This is a genomic window from Candidatus Acidianus copahuensis (assembly GCF_000632495.1).
Taxonomy (GTDB): domain Archaea; phylum Thermoproteota; class Thermoprotei_A; order Sulfolobales; family Sulfolobaceae; genus Acidianus; species Acidianus copahuensis.
Genome location: NZ_JFZT01000015.1, coordinates 86,935 through 102,128 on the forward strand (window position 1 = coordinate 86,935; position 15,194 = coordinate 102,128).

Consider the following 15,194-nt stretch of genomic DNA (forward strand, 5'->3'; position numbering starts at 1 on the left):
AAATTATTTTAGCATTATTTTATAAAAAATTTTCTTCATAATTTCTTCTCGAACTCTTTTTCTTCGCTTAACATTTTCTTATACATAAACTCAAGAAGAATTGAGACTACAACAATATTCATTAAGAGAAACATAATTATGCCTAAGATATAGGGCTGAGATATTGGATAAACCTTAGTATATAGAGCAGGGGAGATCATAAGAGTTGTTGAGAGAAAAGTATCTCCTAACATCCAAAGGACCAATAAAGCCGTCTTTATCTTCCATCCGAGGTCATGCAACGATACTCCCAAAAGGTAACCTCCTATGACAAGTGAAAACTCCTCTATACCTCTTATCCATAAAAAGGTTACACCTAGATTGAAGAAAAAGGGGATATGCCAAAGAATTCCTAGAAATATTCCAGGAATAACTGCAAAAGTGGTTTTCTTTGAACTACTATAGCCAAGCAAGGAACCTGCAGCGAATAAGGAATAATGAGCTAACATATAAGGAATAACATTATAGTTCATTAATTCTTCTACAGAAGGATTAACCGTTATAACTATTAGAAAGACTGGATATTATCGAATTCCTTCATTTCCCTATGAGTTTTAAAAAATTGTCTCTCATTACAGAACTATTATATCCGACGGAATCTATAGTAGATCTTGCATGGCCCAATATAGTTTGACCGCTATAGTTAGGAAAATCGCTTCCATAAATTACCTTATCTTTTAGATTTTCAAGGTTTGGTAAATATTCCCTTAATTTCATGGGAGGTATTGATGAGATCTCGAGGAAAACGTTGTTATAACTTTCTGCTAAGTATGTCGCTACCCTTGTCCAAAAGGGTCTTCCAGAATGCGCTAAGACGATCTTCAGCTTTGGGAAGTCTTCTGCAATATCCTGTATAAATATTGGATCGCCATACTTGTTTCTAGCTAACGAAGTAACGCTTGTCCCAGTATGAATTATAACTGGTAAAGAATGATCCTGTGCAAATTCGTAGATTTTCTCTAGTTGTTTTAATCCACCTTCTTCTTCCCTATACGCATTTGGTTTAAAGAAATGATGAACGGGATGAAGCTTTATTCCCACTATTCCTAAATCATACTGAAAACCCAATTCCTCTTTAACGTCGATTTGGCAGTTAGGATTTAAAGTTCCATATTGTAGGAATCTTTCATCTGTACTTCTCCACTTAACTTGAGAGTAAAAACCGTCAGTACAGGACGAACTACCACATGGGTAGGAAGGGACTAAAACCACTTTCTCAACAATTACTTCGTCATCTTCAAGGAGTACTTCTTCTCTTCTAAAATCATGTGAACCCACGATTTTGACAAAATCGTAACAGTGCTCAGGCATCTTGCCAAGTCCTAGATGAACGTGAGAATCTATTATCTTGAGTTTACTAGCCATGATTCAAATTCGTTGTGAGGTATTAAATATTGTTCATAAGCATTGACAAGAGCGTTCCAAAATAGAACGGGAAAAGAAAAATAAGTTGCCTTTAAAAGGAATAGTTTATCCTCCCCACACCGGACTACTTGAACTCGTGGAGCTTGACTGAGTTGACGTTGAACTAGACGAAGTGGAGTAAGAAGAAGTTGAAGACGTAGGAGTAGTATGAGTTGTATGGGGGATACCAATAGCGAAGAAAACTCCTCCGGCAATTATTACCAAGGCTGAGATAACTAGTAAAGCAATTTCTAGAAGGGTTAAAGGTTTTTTCATGAAATAAGTTCTAATTATCATATTAAAAAATTTTTTCCCAAATCTCTTTATAAAAAGTATTTACATTATTCTAGTACCCGCAGTCCAATGAAGGTCTAATGCAATATTTTCATGAACAGCATATACCTTTCGATCTTTCAGACTCATTAATAAAAGGTTAGAAAGAGTGAGAAGTAAAAGACGAAGGATCTGAATATAGTTCTCATGTAAGAGATGTTCAGGAGAACTAGAAAAACTCGTTGACTATTAAATTATAGAGAACTTGAGGCCAAGAACTTATGATAAGATGTTGTATAAATAATAACTGAATTATTTAGCGTCGATTGCCGACAAAATCTTAATAACCACGTTGGTTACGACCTAACTTAACTATTTATCAATTTTGCAATGTCTTGTGCATTTTTCCCTCAAAGCTCATCTGGGAAAAAATTAATAAGGAAACACAAAAAAGGAAAGAAAATGGACAAGAGATCCATTATTTTATTAGCTTTCGCGATTAATAGCGTCGAGCCAATAAGTCTTGAAGTAAATCACGAAGGACTGATCAATTCTTTACTTTCTATTCCCTTGATCCTCGACGTATTCATTCTTGTTTACCTTCTTATAAGAAAGGAGTGGTCTGGGAAAGGTTTTTTCGGCTACCTTTCAAAATATAAAACTTGGGCTTTAGCTCAGCTCTTCTCTTGGATATTTAGTTATTTCCTCTACGTCGTTTACACCTTCGTTTATATCGCATATTGGCTTCTTCCCTCATTTCCATATGAAGGTTCTCTAATAATTGCGATGGCGGTAGCCTCATCCTTGCTTGTGTTAAGCAACTACGGTTATTATTTCCTTATTGGAACAGCAATCTTGGAGATAATCTTTTCCTTACCTATTGGCTGGAAGTTTATGCCTAACTTTTCCTATCAGATTCCTTCTGGGATAATCTCCACAAGCCTTCTTCTCCTCTGCATAACGTTAGTTCCTTATGTCAAGGGAAAAAGTTCCTATAGCTGGGTAATATGGCCAGCATTTGCGGTCTCTAGTATCTTTACAATCTTGGGTTCATTTTTTTCTCCTCCAGTCTTCGCCAAAGAAATGAGTAGTATAGGCTTATTTTCCCTTATTTTGGTCGAATATTTGTCGCTAAAGAACGTCCTATCAGAGTTTAGACTATATTTCCCATTAATTATGGCTGGAGTTTTGATTATGTCAATATTAAGTACTATGGTCAATTACTCTTCATTCTATAATCTAACTGCAGATCCTTCAAGTATATCCTTGTTTGTTTCCCTTTCTCTAGGTTTTCCGTCCCTTCTACTTTTATACAAAGGGATAAGATATTACGTTATAGTCTCAATAGGCGAGATCATGATAGGTTATGGTATTGTCTCTTTCCTTATCTCAATTTCTGGAATATATCTATACGCTACTTTATTAGGTTCGATATTACCTCCATTTATAGCTTTACTAATATCTAAATTGAGGTTAAGTCAAAATAAAAGCTAAAGTAATTTCAGAGAAGTTAGATATTATTTTTCCATCTGCTGATGGAGTATCTAATTTTTTATATTCTTATAATAACAATTATTGATAGATACAACACTTATGAACAACGGTAAGTTCATTTCTGGAGTGGATCCTTGATAACCTAAATTACGAATTCGTTTTCACCAATTTTTCCATCCTTGAATTTTTCCTCCTCTTTTTTCTTCAACTCTTTCCTCCTTATCTTCCCACTTATAGTTTTTGGTAATTCCTCAACGAACTCTATCCTCCTAGGAGCTTTATAGGATAGGAGAAGCTTCTTTACGTGTTCATGAAGTTCCATGGCTAGGTCTTTAGACGGAGTATAGCCGGGCTTCAATACGACATAGGCCTTAACTACTTGCCATCTTGTAGGATCAGGATAACCGACAACCGCTGCCTCCGCTACCGCTGGATGCTCTAGCAGTGCACTTTCAACCTCAAATGGACCTACCCTATAGTCAGAGGTTTTTATAATATCGTCAGATCTTCCTACAAAGAACCATCTCCCATTCTCCACATAAGCTTTATCCCCAGTAAAATACATAGAACCTCTGAAAGCGCTCAGATTCTTCTCTTCATCAGAATATCCTAGAAATAGCCCTATAGGTCTAACTTTTTGAAGGTTAATAGCTATATGTCCTACCTCTCCTCCCTTGATGACATTTCCGTCATCGTCAACTAGTTGAATGTCGTACATAGGGGAAGGCCTTCCCATAGAACCTGGAATGGAGTCCTCCCAAGGGAAATTGCCTATCATTGCCGTTGTTTCAGTTTGTCCATAAAAATCCCTTATCTTGACGTTAAATACATCTTTCCAGGATTTTATAACTTCGGGATTTAGAGGTTCCCCCGCGGAAACTGCCTCCTGTAATTTGGTTAACTTAAATTTTCTCAAATCCGTTGTTACGAACTGTCTCCAAGCCGTTGGAGGAGCACAGAAGGAGTTTGCCTCATACTCGTCCACAACTGAGAGGTAATCGTCAACTTTTAACTTTCCTGAGTAGTTTACTCCTAGCACTGTGGCTTCCATGATGAATGGAGAGAAGAAGGAACTCCAAGCAAACTTCGCCCAACCTGGTGCGCTTAAATTTACATGAATGAAATCACTTTTAATCCCAATGAAAGAGGCAGTTGACAAATTTCCCACAGGATAGCTTACAGCCGTGTGAAGAACTCTTTTCGGCATCCCGGTTGTTCCAGACGTAAAGTAATTTAATATCTGATCCTTCGGTGAAGTCCTTTCCGGTGTAGCGTTGTTGGACTCCCCAAATATCTCGTCGTAATTATGCCATCCGTCAACTTTTCCGAGAGATATTTTTAATGTTTTTACTTTTGTCTCATCCACTTTTTTTGCGCTCTCTACATCAGCTATTATGGCTTTTGGTGGTAGATCATGGAATCTATAATTAAGTTCATAGGGAGTCAAATTAATAGCTGTTGGAACTCCAATCAATCCCCCTTTTATTACGGCCATTAGAGAGACCCATTGTTCTATAACAACTGGAGTCATTATGTAAATAGGATCCCCTTTCTTTATTCCCTCTTTCCTTAAGAAGTTAAGTAATCTGTTGGTTTCCTCTATCAGTTCTCCGTAGGTGATCGCTTTCTCCTCTTTTTTGTTATCCAGATCTACCAATATAACCGCTTTCTTACTCTTGGGATACGATTCAACTATATCAGATACCCAATTGAATTCGCTTGGGTTAAAGTGATTTACCTCCTTAAGAATGGAGTTTATGTCCTCTACTCTTCTTTCATTCATAGCAACGCGGAATCTTTCAAAGATATCCATATTTTTTATATCGTGATATAGATTAAGAATTTTACTTTACAAACGCTTTTCCGTTAATTACATTATTGTTTTTTAACTATTCCTGACTTTCATATAGCATGAAGTTGATCTCTTCCATCCTAATGCTTGTTGGAAGCGTTTTTGGGTTTTTTGACGTTGTTATATACGGTTCAAGTTTTGCCTCTTACGTGAATTACCTCCTAGGTGGAAAATTCGTAAGCTTAGGGTTCCCATTCTCCATTTTTATGATGATCTCAATGGCGTTAATTGGAATTTCTAGTTTTATAGAAAGTAGTAAAACGTTCCCAAATAAGAAAGGTAGGGGTATCTTATTAATACTACTTGGTTCATTGAGTTCCATCGCTTTTTGTCTTTTTTCTCTATTAGTAGAGTCGAGGTATTTGCTTTACTTGGGGATAGTGGCAATTTCACTTTTTTCAATAGGTATTCTGTACTTTGGCTTCTTAATATGGAAATCTTCTGGAAATAGTTCTATCTTAAAAATGTCGTCAATTTTGATGATATTTAGTGTTCTGTTTTTACCTTTTTTAGGGCCTACTTCTGGGTCATTTATTTTTGTTTTCTCATGTGTAGGGCTACTAATAGATTCGATTATCGTGAGAAAAAACAGAACGGTTTTTAGTAATAGAAGTCATAATACGCGATCTAAGCGTTAAGTCCAATGAAGATCTAAGACTTATTGGTTCCCATTTAAGCCTCTTGGAATCTTCTTATCGTTACAGCAAAAGTCTCCATTATAAAATCTAAGTAAAAGATATCAAGATTATGATAAGTGATAAGAAAGTCATTGTTTCATATAACGCTCCCTCATCTGGTCAACTATGGACTAGCTTTTGGCAATGCAGAGCCACGTTTTTTAAGTGTAATTTAAACACGACATATCCTTCTTTTGAGTCTTTTTTATCAATTAAAGTAATTTTTATATAAATATCTAAAATTAAAAAATACCGGAAAAGCTATGTTTATCGTGTTAATTCCGTGAATTTCTAATTATCCTTATAGTATTATGCCACGCATATGCATAAAGAACTACTATTGCTATTGATATAATTGGAATTGTCCAATAAAATATCAAAATTTTAGTGTAAAGGTATAAGAGGAAGTCAGCAAATGAAGATATTCCTAATGGAAATACATATGCCCATATGCCCATATTTGGATTAGTCTTACCCAGCTTCTTTACTGCAATAATTAAACTCAAAACCATGTTCCAGGCCTCAAATCCCCATAGCATAAATGAGGCTGAAAAGGCTATACTTTTAGGAAAGTTGAAGAATCCTAGTGTAGGGAGTATAATTATATTTATTAAAATAATTGACGCTGCTCCAACTGGGATCATAGTCGTGGTGAGTTCTCCTTTTCGAGCAACGTTAAGGAGGGAAGCAGAACCAAGGAATACAAACTGAAAAAACGCGATTCCAGTAGTAAATAGGATGACTGAATAAAGAAATTCCCTTATTAACATATTATGTAAAAACCACGGAGATAAGGGAGGAAGCATGGGATCGCTCAATATTGAGTTAGAAGCTAATGCTATTGAAGGAACTAAGGAAGCATAGGTTATATCTGAAGAATCGAACTCACCTGAAAATAATTTATACCATAAAAGGAGGTTTACCCCTAGGACTTCCCCTACGGCTAGTATGAAGATAGTGAGGAATATGAATCGAAGGGAAAAGGAAGAACTAACGTAAGTTATGTAGAAAAAACTAATAATATATCCTAAAACTCCCAAAAAAGCTGTAAAGCTTGTCCTATTTAGAGAGGAGAAATCATTGGTTTTCGCCTTAAAAAAATGAAGTATCCAAAGAAATAAAATACTTAAGAAGAGTAAAAAACCTATAAAGAATATGATCTTCCCTAAGTTAAAGAATATATTAGGAAAAACCCCAATCTGAGAAAAAATCCATGAAAGAAGAGAAAGAACCATAGTGCCTATTACTGGACCGAACCATTCTGGCCCAAAGGTTTCCCATTTCATAGTTAGCCAAAAGAAACAAAATATAAAAAATGATTTTTCAACATGCTTCCCTCTCTCTGAAGTTAAGAAAGAGGAAGATCGAGTATTGAAGGTTCCCTTAAAAATACAAATCTTTTCCTCATTATAATTCGATGATCAGTATTTTGATTTTAACGTTGAGAGGAGAGTACCTAAGTGATCCGTGCAGTTGATCTCGACATCCTACGAACGGCTCAGGAGTTAGATGTACTACTTAGAAAGGTGCGGGTGAGGAGAAAGTTTCAGAGGATACCTTGAAATACACTGAACAACCTAGCCCTCTAGAGACAAACGATTTAGATACCTTTAATTGTGAAATTAAAGCTTTCAATGAAGAGTTACCTCAAAGAAACAGTTTTAGAAATTCAGACTTAACCAGTTCCACTCCATCTATATTGAGTCTCTCTAATTCTTTCTCCTTTCTAAAACAGCTTTGGTCTTATTCACCCTAGCCGTAGCTATGGACGCATAGTCTCCTAAAGAGATTGGATAGTTGCATTTACATCTCGACATTTTTGATTACCATATCATGAACGTAAATTATTCTAAAATAGTTTGAACCAATCAATTTCCTATAATCTCAGTAGCCTTCTCCCAGTAAACATTTCTGCATAATACATATTTATTAATCCAGGGCATGCAACAGGTGTCCATGCAGGCGAAAAAAGAGTAGGCCTATTCTCAAAGATCCTACTATTCTGATAATAATTAAATTAATTAAAGATATAATTTTTTCTTAATTTTTTTCTTTTTGTTTGTCATGCTCTCTATGAATAAACACTTGAGGAGTAATAATTTAAATCCTTAACCAATTTAGACCGAAAAGCTTTAAATTATATCTGATGTATGCCTAAAAATATTCAAAATCTCTAGCATAGAACCCCATTTGTAAAAAAAGGAAAAACTAGATCTTCACGTTGTCTAGGGATTTCCTAAGATCCTCTTTTACTCCTTCTCCCCACTTATCTACATAAACAAGGTCGGATAGCCTTAATCTGTTTCCCCACCCTTTTTCCTCTAACTCTGGTTTTTCAGGGAAACTAGTCACGTATCCAATACATAAATACGCTATTAATTTTACATTTTCTGGGATCCCTAAGATTCTCTTTATCGTTTCTTTATCCATAAAGCTCACCCAACCTATCCCGATCCCCTCAGATCTCGCAGCTAACCACATATTTTCTATTCCTAGGACAGTGCTAAATTCGCATGTTTCTGGCATTGTATGTCTACCTAGTACGTTTGGTCCAAATCTTGATGGATCACATGTAATGGCTATATTAAGGGGAGTATCTAGGATTCCCTCTATCTTAATGTTAGAAAAAAGTTCCTTTCTTTCTCCTTCAAGTTTGTTTTTAAACACTTCTCGCTGTCGCATAACCTCCTCTAAAATCCTTCTCCTTGTATCTTCGCTATATATTAGTATGAAATTCCAAGGTTGGGAATAACCAACTGAAGGAGCTAGATGAGCTGCTAACAATATTTTGGACAGTACTTCATCAGGAATTGGTTCTTTTTTAAAGGAACTTCTAATATCTCTTCTCTTTTTTATTGCTTCATATACATCCATATGGTTAAGTTATCCAGAACATCTTATTTTTTCCTATAGTCGATATCGGAAGTGATTCATGATCTTTTTGCCAATAAAGAGAGAAAAGATCAGACGTTTCTGTCATCTCAATTCAATATTTCTAGGCCAACTCTAAACGCAATCCATGGTTAATACACCCATTACGTTACACTTCGAGATTTGTGCCTCAAAATTTTCCTTGCATTTTAAGGCAAGCCTTGATCCCTATCACACCTAGCTTTATGTATACAGAAATTGCATTGCCATTTCATATCATCCTTTTCCTTTGCCTCCGCTTTGGGTAAAGCCTTGTTTTTTATAGCTTCATGAAGTAGGGAAGCTCTTTCCATTGTTTTTATGTAAAGCTCTTGATCAAATTCAACTGGGATTTCCTCCATGTCAAAGTCTGACCTATCAACGTAGAGTAGAATACCCTTTGATTTTGGAAAGGCTTTCATGTAAAGGTTAATCTGCGCCTTATGATCTAGTCTAGGTAAATATCCCTTCCTTAGTTTCTCTCTTAAGTCATCTATAGTTTTTACCTCAACGAGATACCTATCCCTCGAGACCATAACAACTATTAGATCGTCTGCCCTTCCAGAAATAACTATTTCGTTGTTTGTTGGATGGGGTATCCTTATCGGTATTTCGCTTATAACTTGTATCGAATTCTCCTTTGATAAAAGTTCCGCTATCAGATCATGCAACACGTTACCTAAAGTTGTAAATCTAGCTGAATCAACTCCAAGGGGAGTTGGATAAACTCTGTTGTAATACTGTTCCCTTAAACATTTCCAAATCTGAGATGGCCAATACTCCCCTTCAAATGGTTCCCTTACCTCGTAAGATGTCAAGTTCCTGTAAACTATTTCCTTAATAACCATATTTATTAATTTTTAAAAATAGATATAAAAGGAAACTGATTCGTTTTTTGGTAATACTCCTTATGTTTACCTAGTTATCCTAAGGTTTGAGTGAGAGATACGATCTCTGAAATGTTGTCTTCGTTAGAGAATTTTTTTAACAACTTAACGTTAACTATAGCGCTTCGTTTTACAAAGATCTTTACCTCTGTCGGATCAGCATTATCATGTTGATCATAAGTTACTATTAGCAACATGTGGATCATTTATCCCATTTTAGAGAAGAAAATCCCTATCTTAATATATTAAGCTTTTCAAAGAAAATCACCCTCTCATTTTGAGATTTTTTAAAGATATCCAAAGTCCATCATCAATCTCTATTGATCCTTTTTCAGTCCTTTCTTTCATTAGAACTTCGCCGTGTTCTCCTGGGAATTCCTCCATGAATTTCTTTACATTTACTAACGCGTAAGAGTTCTGCTCGAACCAACTAGGATTTATAACAATAAGGACTTCTCCTTTATTAGGAGGCCTTTCTGTGTGAAGAACGCCAGTAACTTCTTCACCAATAGCTGATCCCGTTAGAAATGAAGTGAGGAGATCAACAGTTAACGCCAATAGAAAACCTTTAAACCCGCCAATTGGTAGGATACCTCCTTTTAAGGCCTCGTCTGGATCCTCCGTTTCCTTACCTTCCTCGTTTACAGCTATTCCTTTATTTAACTTCTCTCCCTTCCTTTTTGCCTCCAATATCTTCCCTCTTGCGGTAGATGCAAGTGACATATCTAAGACATAGTTTGGAGGGATTCCAACGCTTATTGGAGCTGTAGAAAGTATAGGTTTTCCACTTCCAGGTTTTACTATTCCCGCCTCAGCGTTACCAAACATTAATGAGACTAAACCTTTTCTGTTTAGCCTTGTTGTATAAAATCCAAGAAAACCTATATGCGATGCGTTTCTAACAGCAATAACTTTGACTGTGTCAAACTTCTCCTCCTCTATTAGCTTCGACCATAATAGTATTCCTATGCTATGTTTAGCATCAATCAATAAAGTGGTATTACTCCTCTTCTCAACTGAGAATTCCAACTTCCTGTTTATAGTTCCAAGATCAATTCCCTTAATTAGAGGTATTACCCTCTGAAGTCCATGAGAGGAGTGTCCCCTTAACTCAGCCTCTAAAAAGTGGAGGGTGATTATTTCGTAATTCTCAACTCCTCTTGAAGAAAAAAGTTCGTCTAGGAGATTTTTAACTTCATCCAAAGAAACCTGCATAAGTTAAGTAGAAAAAATAGGTTAAGAGTTTTCAACAACTACTTCCTTTCTTTCTAGTATATATCTTATCTTGCCTACGAATTCCATATGCTGTTGATCTTTGCACATTGACGCGTGCTTCATTACTGCTTGTATTGTCCCTGCCTTAATCTGCTTATTGCACACTGGGCATTCATTTACTGACGTTCTATGAATATGCTCCATTAGACTTCTTCTCGAGGGGAATTCCCTCGATTCCGAAAAATGAATAGGGCACCTCACTTGTATCGGCTTTGGGAGAAACGAGTATAACCATGATAATAGATTACTCTATCGACATTTAAATACTTTATCTTGAAGACTAGGTGTGTATTGAAGTGTCTTAAATGGTACCGTGTAACATCCTCCCTTAAGCATTTTACCAAGAGGATAACACGTAAACGCTCCCATAGACAGTCTTTCACCTCGATCCTAATCAAGTGGTCAATTAATGAAGAGTGAAGTGACTCGCTATAACTTATAGAGAAAGTAATAATGCGTCTTAAATGGATAAACTCTTCCCTAGAGAAAGCGAATTCTTAACGCATTATATCCTTTAAGGTGAAACTATACTAACCACTTGGTTAATCCCTCCTCAGCCTTTCCGTAAATTTCCCATGTACCAAAAGGGATTTCAATTTCCCCTACAGTTACGCTTTTTATTATCTTGATTTTAAAGCCTCTCTTTGTTCTTTCTAGTTTTATGACAGAATGATCGGAGTGAAGACCGAAAGTCGATCCTTCAGTTTCTCTGTTCATAACGCTAAAGATAAACTTTCTTCCAGCAATCCGCCTTATTGCTGAGACAATATCGGAGTACTTTTTTCTGTGATGAAAAGGGTCAATAACAATTAAGTCTCCTTTCATAGCCTCAATTGTAGGTTTCACATCCTCAGCTTTAAACGCTCTCCTAATGTATATTTCATCTGTCCTTCCGAATATGCGTTGAAATCTCTTGATAAGAAGAGGATCTAGCCCTCCTCTCTCTGAGACTATAACTACGTTTACTGGAGAAGAGATGACTATAACCCTATGATAGAACTGCGAAATTGTTTCATAGTCCTCAGAATAGAACTCAACAATCTCATCCTTATTAATTAGTCTATCTAGGATTGGGAACCCCGTTAACAACACCATAAAGCACCTCAAACTGTCTCCTCAAGAAGTCTAAGTAATAATTAACATCTCTGCCTAGATATCCTCTTTCTGCAATGTAAAATCCTCTAACTCCTCTAATGTAAGGGATACCTTTAACCCACATTACATAATCTTGCTTTTTCCTTCCATTAATTATCCTGGTCTTATACTTTTCCATGATCTCCTCGACTTCCGATCTTATCTCCTCTACTTCCTTACAATTTCTAGCCTTAGACATGCGATCCACTGCCTCCTCTAGGAAGTCCTTTATAACGTTAGGCATGTTCTCTCTCACTAAACCCTTAACCTTCATTTTTCCTCCATTTAGTTTGCCTAAATACCTCATTGGATAGGGCATCCCATCCTTTCTAGGGAATAGAATAACCCAATCCATTTTTTCCTCCTTCATTCTCAATCCTGTCTTACTCTCTATATCGTTTATTAGATCCTCAACTCTATCGCCCTTAACTATCATGGAGTCAACTATTCCATGTAAGACATCCACTTTATGTTCTCTGGCAAGTTCTATAGCCTCTCTAAGAGTTTTCCTAGCAAAGTAGGTAACTAGTTCATATGCCTCTATCTTTCCAAACCTTGAGTTCCTATAACCTAGGTAACCAAAGGACGCTACGAGTATCCACTTAATCGCATCAGATCTCTCTTCATCTACTCTCTTTAGATCCTCCTTCCTCTTGACTAACCACTCCAAAGCTTCTGGGACTATTCCCCTTTCTTTAAGGCAAATAGAATGACCTATCTCTGTCTTTAGATCTTCGCAAGTATCTACAGTCTCTGCAGAAATGTTATACTTCACTATGATAGAGGGATACATTGATGAAAAGTCAAGTTGTGAAACATTGTCATAACAGCCGAGCTTTGGAAACACTACAAGTCCGCCTTTATCTGATGCTATTATATCGTTTAACGTTCTCAATTTCTCAACTCTCGGGACCACCTTAGGTATTATAACCTTTCTCTTTAACGCTATCCAAGCCTCATTTGTTGTTAACACTTTACCTATCGTCGCGCCTTCCAATTCTCTCAGCAAGGTTTTGCTAACTAATGACCACTCTATTAGTCCCTTTATCGAGACTGGAGCGCTCTTGCTCTTTATCTTAACTGATGCCGTTACTTTATCGCAAGCAATACCATAACATTCCGCCACATCTACCCTTAAATCAAGATCGTCTAGCTTACCTTGTATTCTCTTACCATTAACTATGGCAAAATACGTCTTGCCTTCTGGAGATGGACCGTACCAATTCGTTGGCGTAATAAAGGCGTAAGAGATCGTTGGAAATTCTTCCGGATACATTTCCTCTACTTTACCTTCCACTTTTACTTTTCTAAATGGAAGGGCACCTATCCTTGACAACGTTTGAGACATAACAGTTGGAATCTCGTTAACTACTTGTAATCTCTTCTTTATGTAATAGTAAGCTTCCATATCTGAGAGTTCGAACCTGTAAAGCGCTACTTCCTTTCCGTCCAGATCCTTCCATTTCTCTTTCTCGTAGTAAAGTACTGCAGGATGTTCCATCACCTTTTCAGGATCACGTGTAATAACGTAGATTGGAAAAGTAGTCTTCACTTTTAACTTTCTGAACCCATCCAGGACAAGCGTTACCCCTCCATGGATTGGAAGGGCATCAACAACGTAACCTTCCATTGTATAGTCCCTCAGCTAACACGGAAATAATTGCTAGGAGGACGACCTCCTGTGGATCTGTAACTTCATCATACATCGAGTTCTGAAAATATCTAACCCTTTTTGATGCCTCTAGAATTACGTTTTGAAAACAGGGGTTACCCACTCTCTTGCTTAATCTAATTAGCTTCTCTAATTCTGCGTCTACTGCAGTAGTGAAAGAGGGTTGTGTTCTGCCCATAAATATACTATTGAAAAATACTAAATAATTCTGTAGAGAGATAAATGAAAGTAAATGTTTAAACTCATTTAGATAAATGAAAATTATTAGAACAGACTCCCTGACGGCGATGAAAGGTAAAATTATTTAAAAAATGATATTGATATTATTGAATAATTTAAATTACTAGATAATAATGTAGTTTGAGTTTTGCGAACATGATAATAAATGTCCGTAAAAACTTAATATCCAAATCCCAGATCATGGATTTTTATGTGTAAGATAGTGTACTATCATCGGGTCTAGGATTGAGTATATTCCTTATCTTTCAATATATCCATATAAGGTTCTTTAAGCTGAAAAAGGTAAATCCACCAAAGGAGATAAGAAGTCTAGGAAAGAGTGGTATGAAAAGGGACTTATTATTCATTTCTTTAACAATGATAACTTCATACCTAGTCCTCTTTAGAGTTTTAACTATGTCTTCAATTCTTAACTTAAATATCTCTAAATAATATGTTCGCCTCAAAGAAAGAAAAATCAATGTTCATAAGAGGTAGACTTTTGATTCTCTTCATCCTAACTTTATCACTTGTTAATAAAATCTTAATAGATCGCGCTAATTACGTCCCGACTAGTTAGTTAATCATGATAAGGTAGCACTATGAGAAGGAAGGTCAAACGTAAATACAATAGCGTCATAGACGCTAAAGCTATATATATATATAGCGAATGTTTTGAGGGTTAAAACATTTAATATTGTTTTTGCAGAGGAAAACTTATGTATAGTTTAAGTAACGTATCATCGTCAGCAGACCTAGATTATTCTATGAACATGAGCTCTAACTTTTACCAAGTTGAGATTAGGGAGTTTGATGATGGTGTTTACATAAGCTTTGGGGGAGAGCCTTTTAATGCAGAGTCTCATGATGCTAATGTACAGATCTGGAGAGATAAGGATGGTAGAATAGTAGCCATAGATATCTTTTATGATGAGCCATGAGTATCTCTTTACTCGATTTCGAGACAGAGAGTATTAAGGTAGGTGTATATTTAAGTAGGACTAATGACGAGAACCTCAAAATAAGAGTATTTATTATACCAACTCACTTAATAAAGAGGGATGATCACTACAGTGTCATGTTTAATACCATTGTGACTGCTGATAGCGATAAAATTAAACCTGGAGAGATGTGCAATCCACAAAATATACTTAGTCATAAAGGGAAGGTATTAGAGAATATGGAAGTCGTTAGTAAGCCAGAGACTATCATAAGGGCTGATGATAGAAGGATAATAATTAGCCTGGAGCTTACAAGTGTTGTGGTGTATCCGGAGCTCAGAGATCCTAGCGGTAGTCCTTGTGTGGTAGCGTCATGGATATATTTCCAGGATGTAAAGTAACATCACATGCACTTGT

At 36.3% G+C, this 15,194-nt stretch carries 16 protein-coding genes; 4 read left to right on the forward strand and 12 right to left on the reverse strand.

Translation table 11 applies throughout. The features are described 5' to 3' along the window. Positions 1-35: 35 nt before the first annotated feature. The 3 genes from CM19_RS01170 to CM19_RS01180 form a co-directional block, all read right to left on the reverse strand. Positions 36-548 carry a DUF1404 domain-containing protein gene (locus CM19_RS01170; protein WP_048098607.1) on the reverse strand — a complete coding sequence of 171 codons (513 nt, stop codon included), beginning with the start codon at positions 546-548 and terminating at the stop codon, positions 36-38. A gap of 28 nt (positions 549-576) precedes the next feature. Next, positions 577-1,404 (reverse strand): amidohydrolase family protein, encoded by an 828-nt coding sequence (locus tag CM19_RS01175; RefSeq protein WP_048098608.1) that lies wholly within the window; start codon positions 1,402-1,404, stop codon positions 577-579. 105 nt (positions 1,405-1,509) lie between these two features. Beyond that, complete coding sequence (locus CM19_RS01180) at positions 1,510-1,719, reverse strand: hypothetical protein (protein WP_200869378.1); 210 nt, start codon at positions 1,717-1,719, stop codon at positions 1,510-1,512. Between the two features lie 459 nt (positions 1,720-2,178). Here CM19_RS01180 and CM19_RS01185 point away from each other — a divergent pair, with 459 nt between their 5' ends. Next, positions 2,179-3,210 (forward strand): hypothetical protein, encoded by a 1,032-nt coding sequence (locus tag CM19_RS01185; RefSeq protein ID WP_150111343.1) that lies wholly within the window; start codon positions 2,179-2,181, stop codon positions 3,208-3,210. A 142-nt stretch (positions 3,211-3,352) separates the two neighbouring features. On the opposite strand, the gene CM19_RS01190 is transcribed toward CM19_RS01185, so the two are convergent. Further along, entirely contained in the window at positions 3,353-5,023 is a 1,671-nt protein-coding gene (locus CM19_RS01190; protein ID WP_048098610.1) for an AMP-binding protein, read from the reverse strand. 98 nt (positions 5,024-5,121) lie between these two features. On the opposite strand from CM19_RS01190, the gene CM19_RS01195 reads away from it, so the two are divergent. Next, on the forward strand, positions 5,122-5,700 hold the full coding sequence (locus CM19_RS01195; protein ID WP_048098611.1) for a hypothetical protein: 579 nt from the start codon (positions 5,122-5,124) through the stop codon (positions 5,698-5,700). A gap of 314 nt (positions 5,701-6,014) precedes the next feature. Here the strand turns inward: CM19_RS01195 and CM19_RS01200 are convergent, their stop codons facing one another. The 8 genes from CM19_RS01200 to CM19_RS01235 form a co-directional block, all read right to left on the reverse strand. Further along, positions 6,015-7,025 carry an SLAC1 family transporter gene (locus CM19_RS01200; protein WP_048098612.1) on the reverse strand — a complete coding sequence of 337 codons (1,011 nt, stop codon included), beginning with the start codon at positions 7,023-7,025 and terminating at the stop codon, positions 6,015-6,017. Between the two features lie 922 nt (positions 7,026-7,947). After that, positions 7,948-8,613: a 5,6-dimethylbenzimidazole synthase gene (gene bluB, locus CM19_RS01205; protein WP_048098613.1), complete on the reverse strand. Its 666-nt coding sequence runs from the start codon at positions 8,611-8,613 to the stop codon at positions 7,948-7,950. Between the two features lie 206 nt (positions 8,614-8,819). Further along, positions 8,820-9,497, reverse strand: a complete 678-nt coding sequence (locus CM19_RS01210) for a CRISPR-associated protein Cas4 (protein WP_048098614.1) — start codon at positions 9,495-9,497, stop codon at positions 8,820-8,822. A gap of 303 nt (positions 9,498-9,800) precedes the next feature. Continuing rightward, positions 9,801-10,751, reverse strand: a complete 951-nt coding sequence (locus CM19_RS01215; RefSeq protein WP_048098615.1) for an Ldh family oxidoreductase — start codon at positions 10,749-10,751, stop codon at positions 9,801-9,803. A gap of 21 nt (positions 10,752-10,772) precedes the next feature. Next, positions 10,773-10,955 carry a hypothetical protein gene (locus tag CM19_RS01220; protein WP_048098616.1) on the reverse strand — a complete coding sequence of 61 codons (183 nt, stop codon included), beginning with the start codon at positions 10,953-10,955 and terminating at the stop codon, positions 10,773-10,775. A 381-nt stretch (positions 10,956-11,336) separates the two neighbouring features. Next, positions 11,337-11,903 carry a hypothetical protein gene (locus CM19_RS01225; RefSeq protein WP_048098660.1) on the reverse strand — a complete coding sequence of 189 codons (567 nt, stop codon included), beginning with the start codon at positions 11,901-11,903 and terminating at the stop codon, positions 11,337-11,339. Beyond that, on the reverse strand, positions 11,872-13,575 hold the full coding sequence (locus tag CM19_RS01230) for a DNA polymerase domain-containing protein (RefSeq protein WP_048098617.1): 1,704 nt from the start codon (positions 13,573-13,575) through the stop codon (positions 11,872-11,874). The genes CM19_RS01225 and CM19_RS01230 overlap by 32 nt, the downstream gene beginning before the upstream one ends. Beyond that, positions 13,556-13,795: a hypothetical protein gene (locus tag CM19_RS01235; protein ID WP_048098618.1), complete on the reverse strand. Its 240-nt coding sequence runs from the start codon at positions 13,793-13,795 to the stop codon at positions 13,556-13,558. The genes CM19_RS01230 and CM19_RS01235 overlap by 20 nt, the downstream gene beginning before the upstream one ends. A 760-nt stretch (positions 13,796-14,555) precedes the next feature. On the opposite strand from CM19_RS01235, the gene CM19_RS01245 reads away from it, so the two are divergent. Both CM19_RS01245 and CM19_RS01250 read left to right on the forward strand, forming a co-directional pair. Beyond that, complete coding sequence (locus CM19_RS01245) at positions 14,556-14,777, forward strand: hypothetical protein (RefSeq protein ID WP_048098620.1); 222 nt, start codon at positions 14,556-14,558, stop codon at positions 14,775-14,777. After that, positions 14,774-15,178 carry a hypothetical protein gene (locus tag CM19_RS01250; protein ID WP_048098621.1) on the forward strand — a complete coding sequence of 135 codons (405 nt, stop codon included), beginning with the start codon at positions 14,774-14,776 and terminating at the stop codon, positions 15,176-15,178. Before CM19_RS01245 ends, CM19_RS01250 begins: the two co-directional genes overlap by 4 nt. Positions 15,179-15,194: the final 16 nt, after the last annotated feature.

Bases quoted from the DNA above. Each gene is read 5' to 3' on its own strand.
- CM19_RS01175 (WP_048098608.1), bottom strand. From the start codon at position 1,404: ATGGCTAGTAAACTCAAGATAATAGATTCTCACGTTCATCTAGGACTT.
- CM19_RS01180 (WP_200869378.1), bottom strand. From the start codon at position 1,719: ATGAAAAAACCTTTAACCCTTCTAGAAATTGCTTTACTAGTTATCTCA.
- CM19_RS01185 (WP_150111343.1), top strand. From the start codon at position 2,179: ATGGACAAGAGATCCATTATTTTATTAGCTTTCGCGATTAATAGCGTC.
- CM19_RS01190 (WP_048098610.1), bottom strand. From the start codon at position 5,023: ATGGATATCTTTGAAAGATTCCGCGTTGCTATGAATGAAAGAAGAGTA.
- CM19_RS01195 (WP_048098611.1), top strand. From the start codon at position 5,122: ATGAAGTTGATCTCTTCCATCCTAATGCTTGTTGGAAGCGTTTTTGGG.
- CM19_RS01200 (WP_048098612.1), bottom strand. From the start codon at position 7,025: ATGAAATGGGAAACCTTTGGGCCAGAATGGTTCGGTCCAGTAATAGGC.
- bluB (WP_048098613.1), bottom strand. From the start codon at position 8,613: ATGGATGTATATGAAGCAATAAAAAAGAGAAGAGATATTAGAAGTTCC.
- CM19_RS01210 (WP_048098614.1), bottom strand. From the start codon at position 9,497: ATGGTTATTAAGGAAATAGTTTACAGGAACTTGACATCTTACGAGGTA.
- CM19_RS01215 (WP_048098615.1), bottom strand. From the start codon at position 10,751: ATGCAGGTTTCTTTGGATGAAGTTAAAAATCTCCTAGACGAACTTTTT.
- CM19_RS01220 (WP_048098616.1), bottom strand. From the start codon at position 10,955: ATGGAGCATATTCATAGAACGTCAGTAAATGAATGCCCAGTGTGCAAT.
- CM19_RS01230 (WP_048098617.1), bottom strand. From the start codon at position 13,575: ATGGAAGGTTACGTTGTTGATGCCCTTCCAATCCATGGAGGGGTAACG.
- CM19_RS01235 (WP_048098618.1), bottom strand. From the start codon at position 13,795: ATGGGCAGAACACAACCCTCTTTCACTACTGCAGTAGACGCAGAATTA.
- CM19_RS01245 (WP_048098620.1), top strand. From the start codon at position 14,556: ATGTATAGTTTAAGTAACGTATCATCGTCAGCAGACCTAGATTATTCT.
- CM19_RS01250 (WP_048098621.1), top strand. From the start codon at position 14,774: ATGAGTATCTCTTTACTCGATTTCGAGACAGAGAGTATTAAGGTAGGT.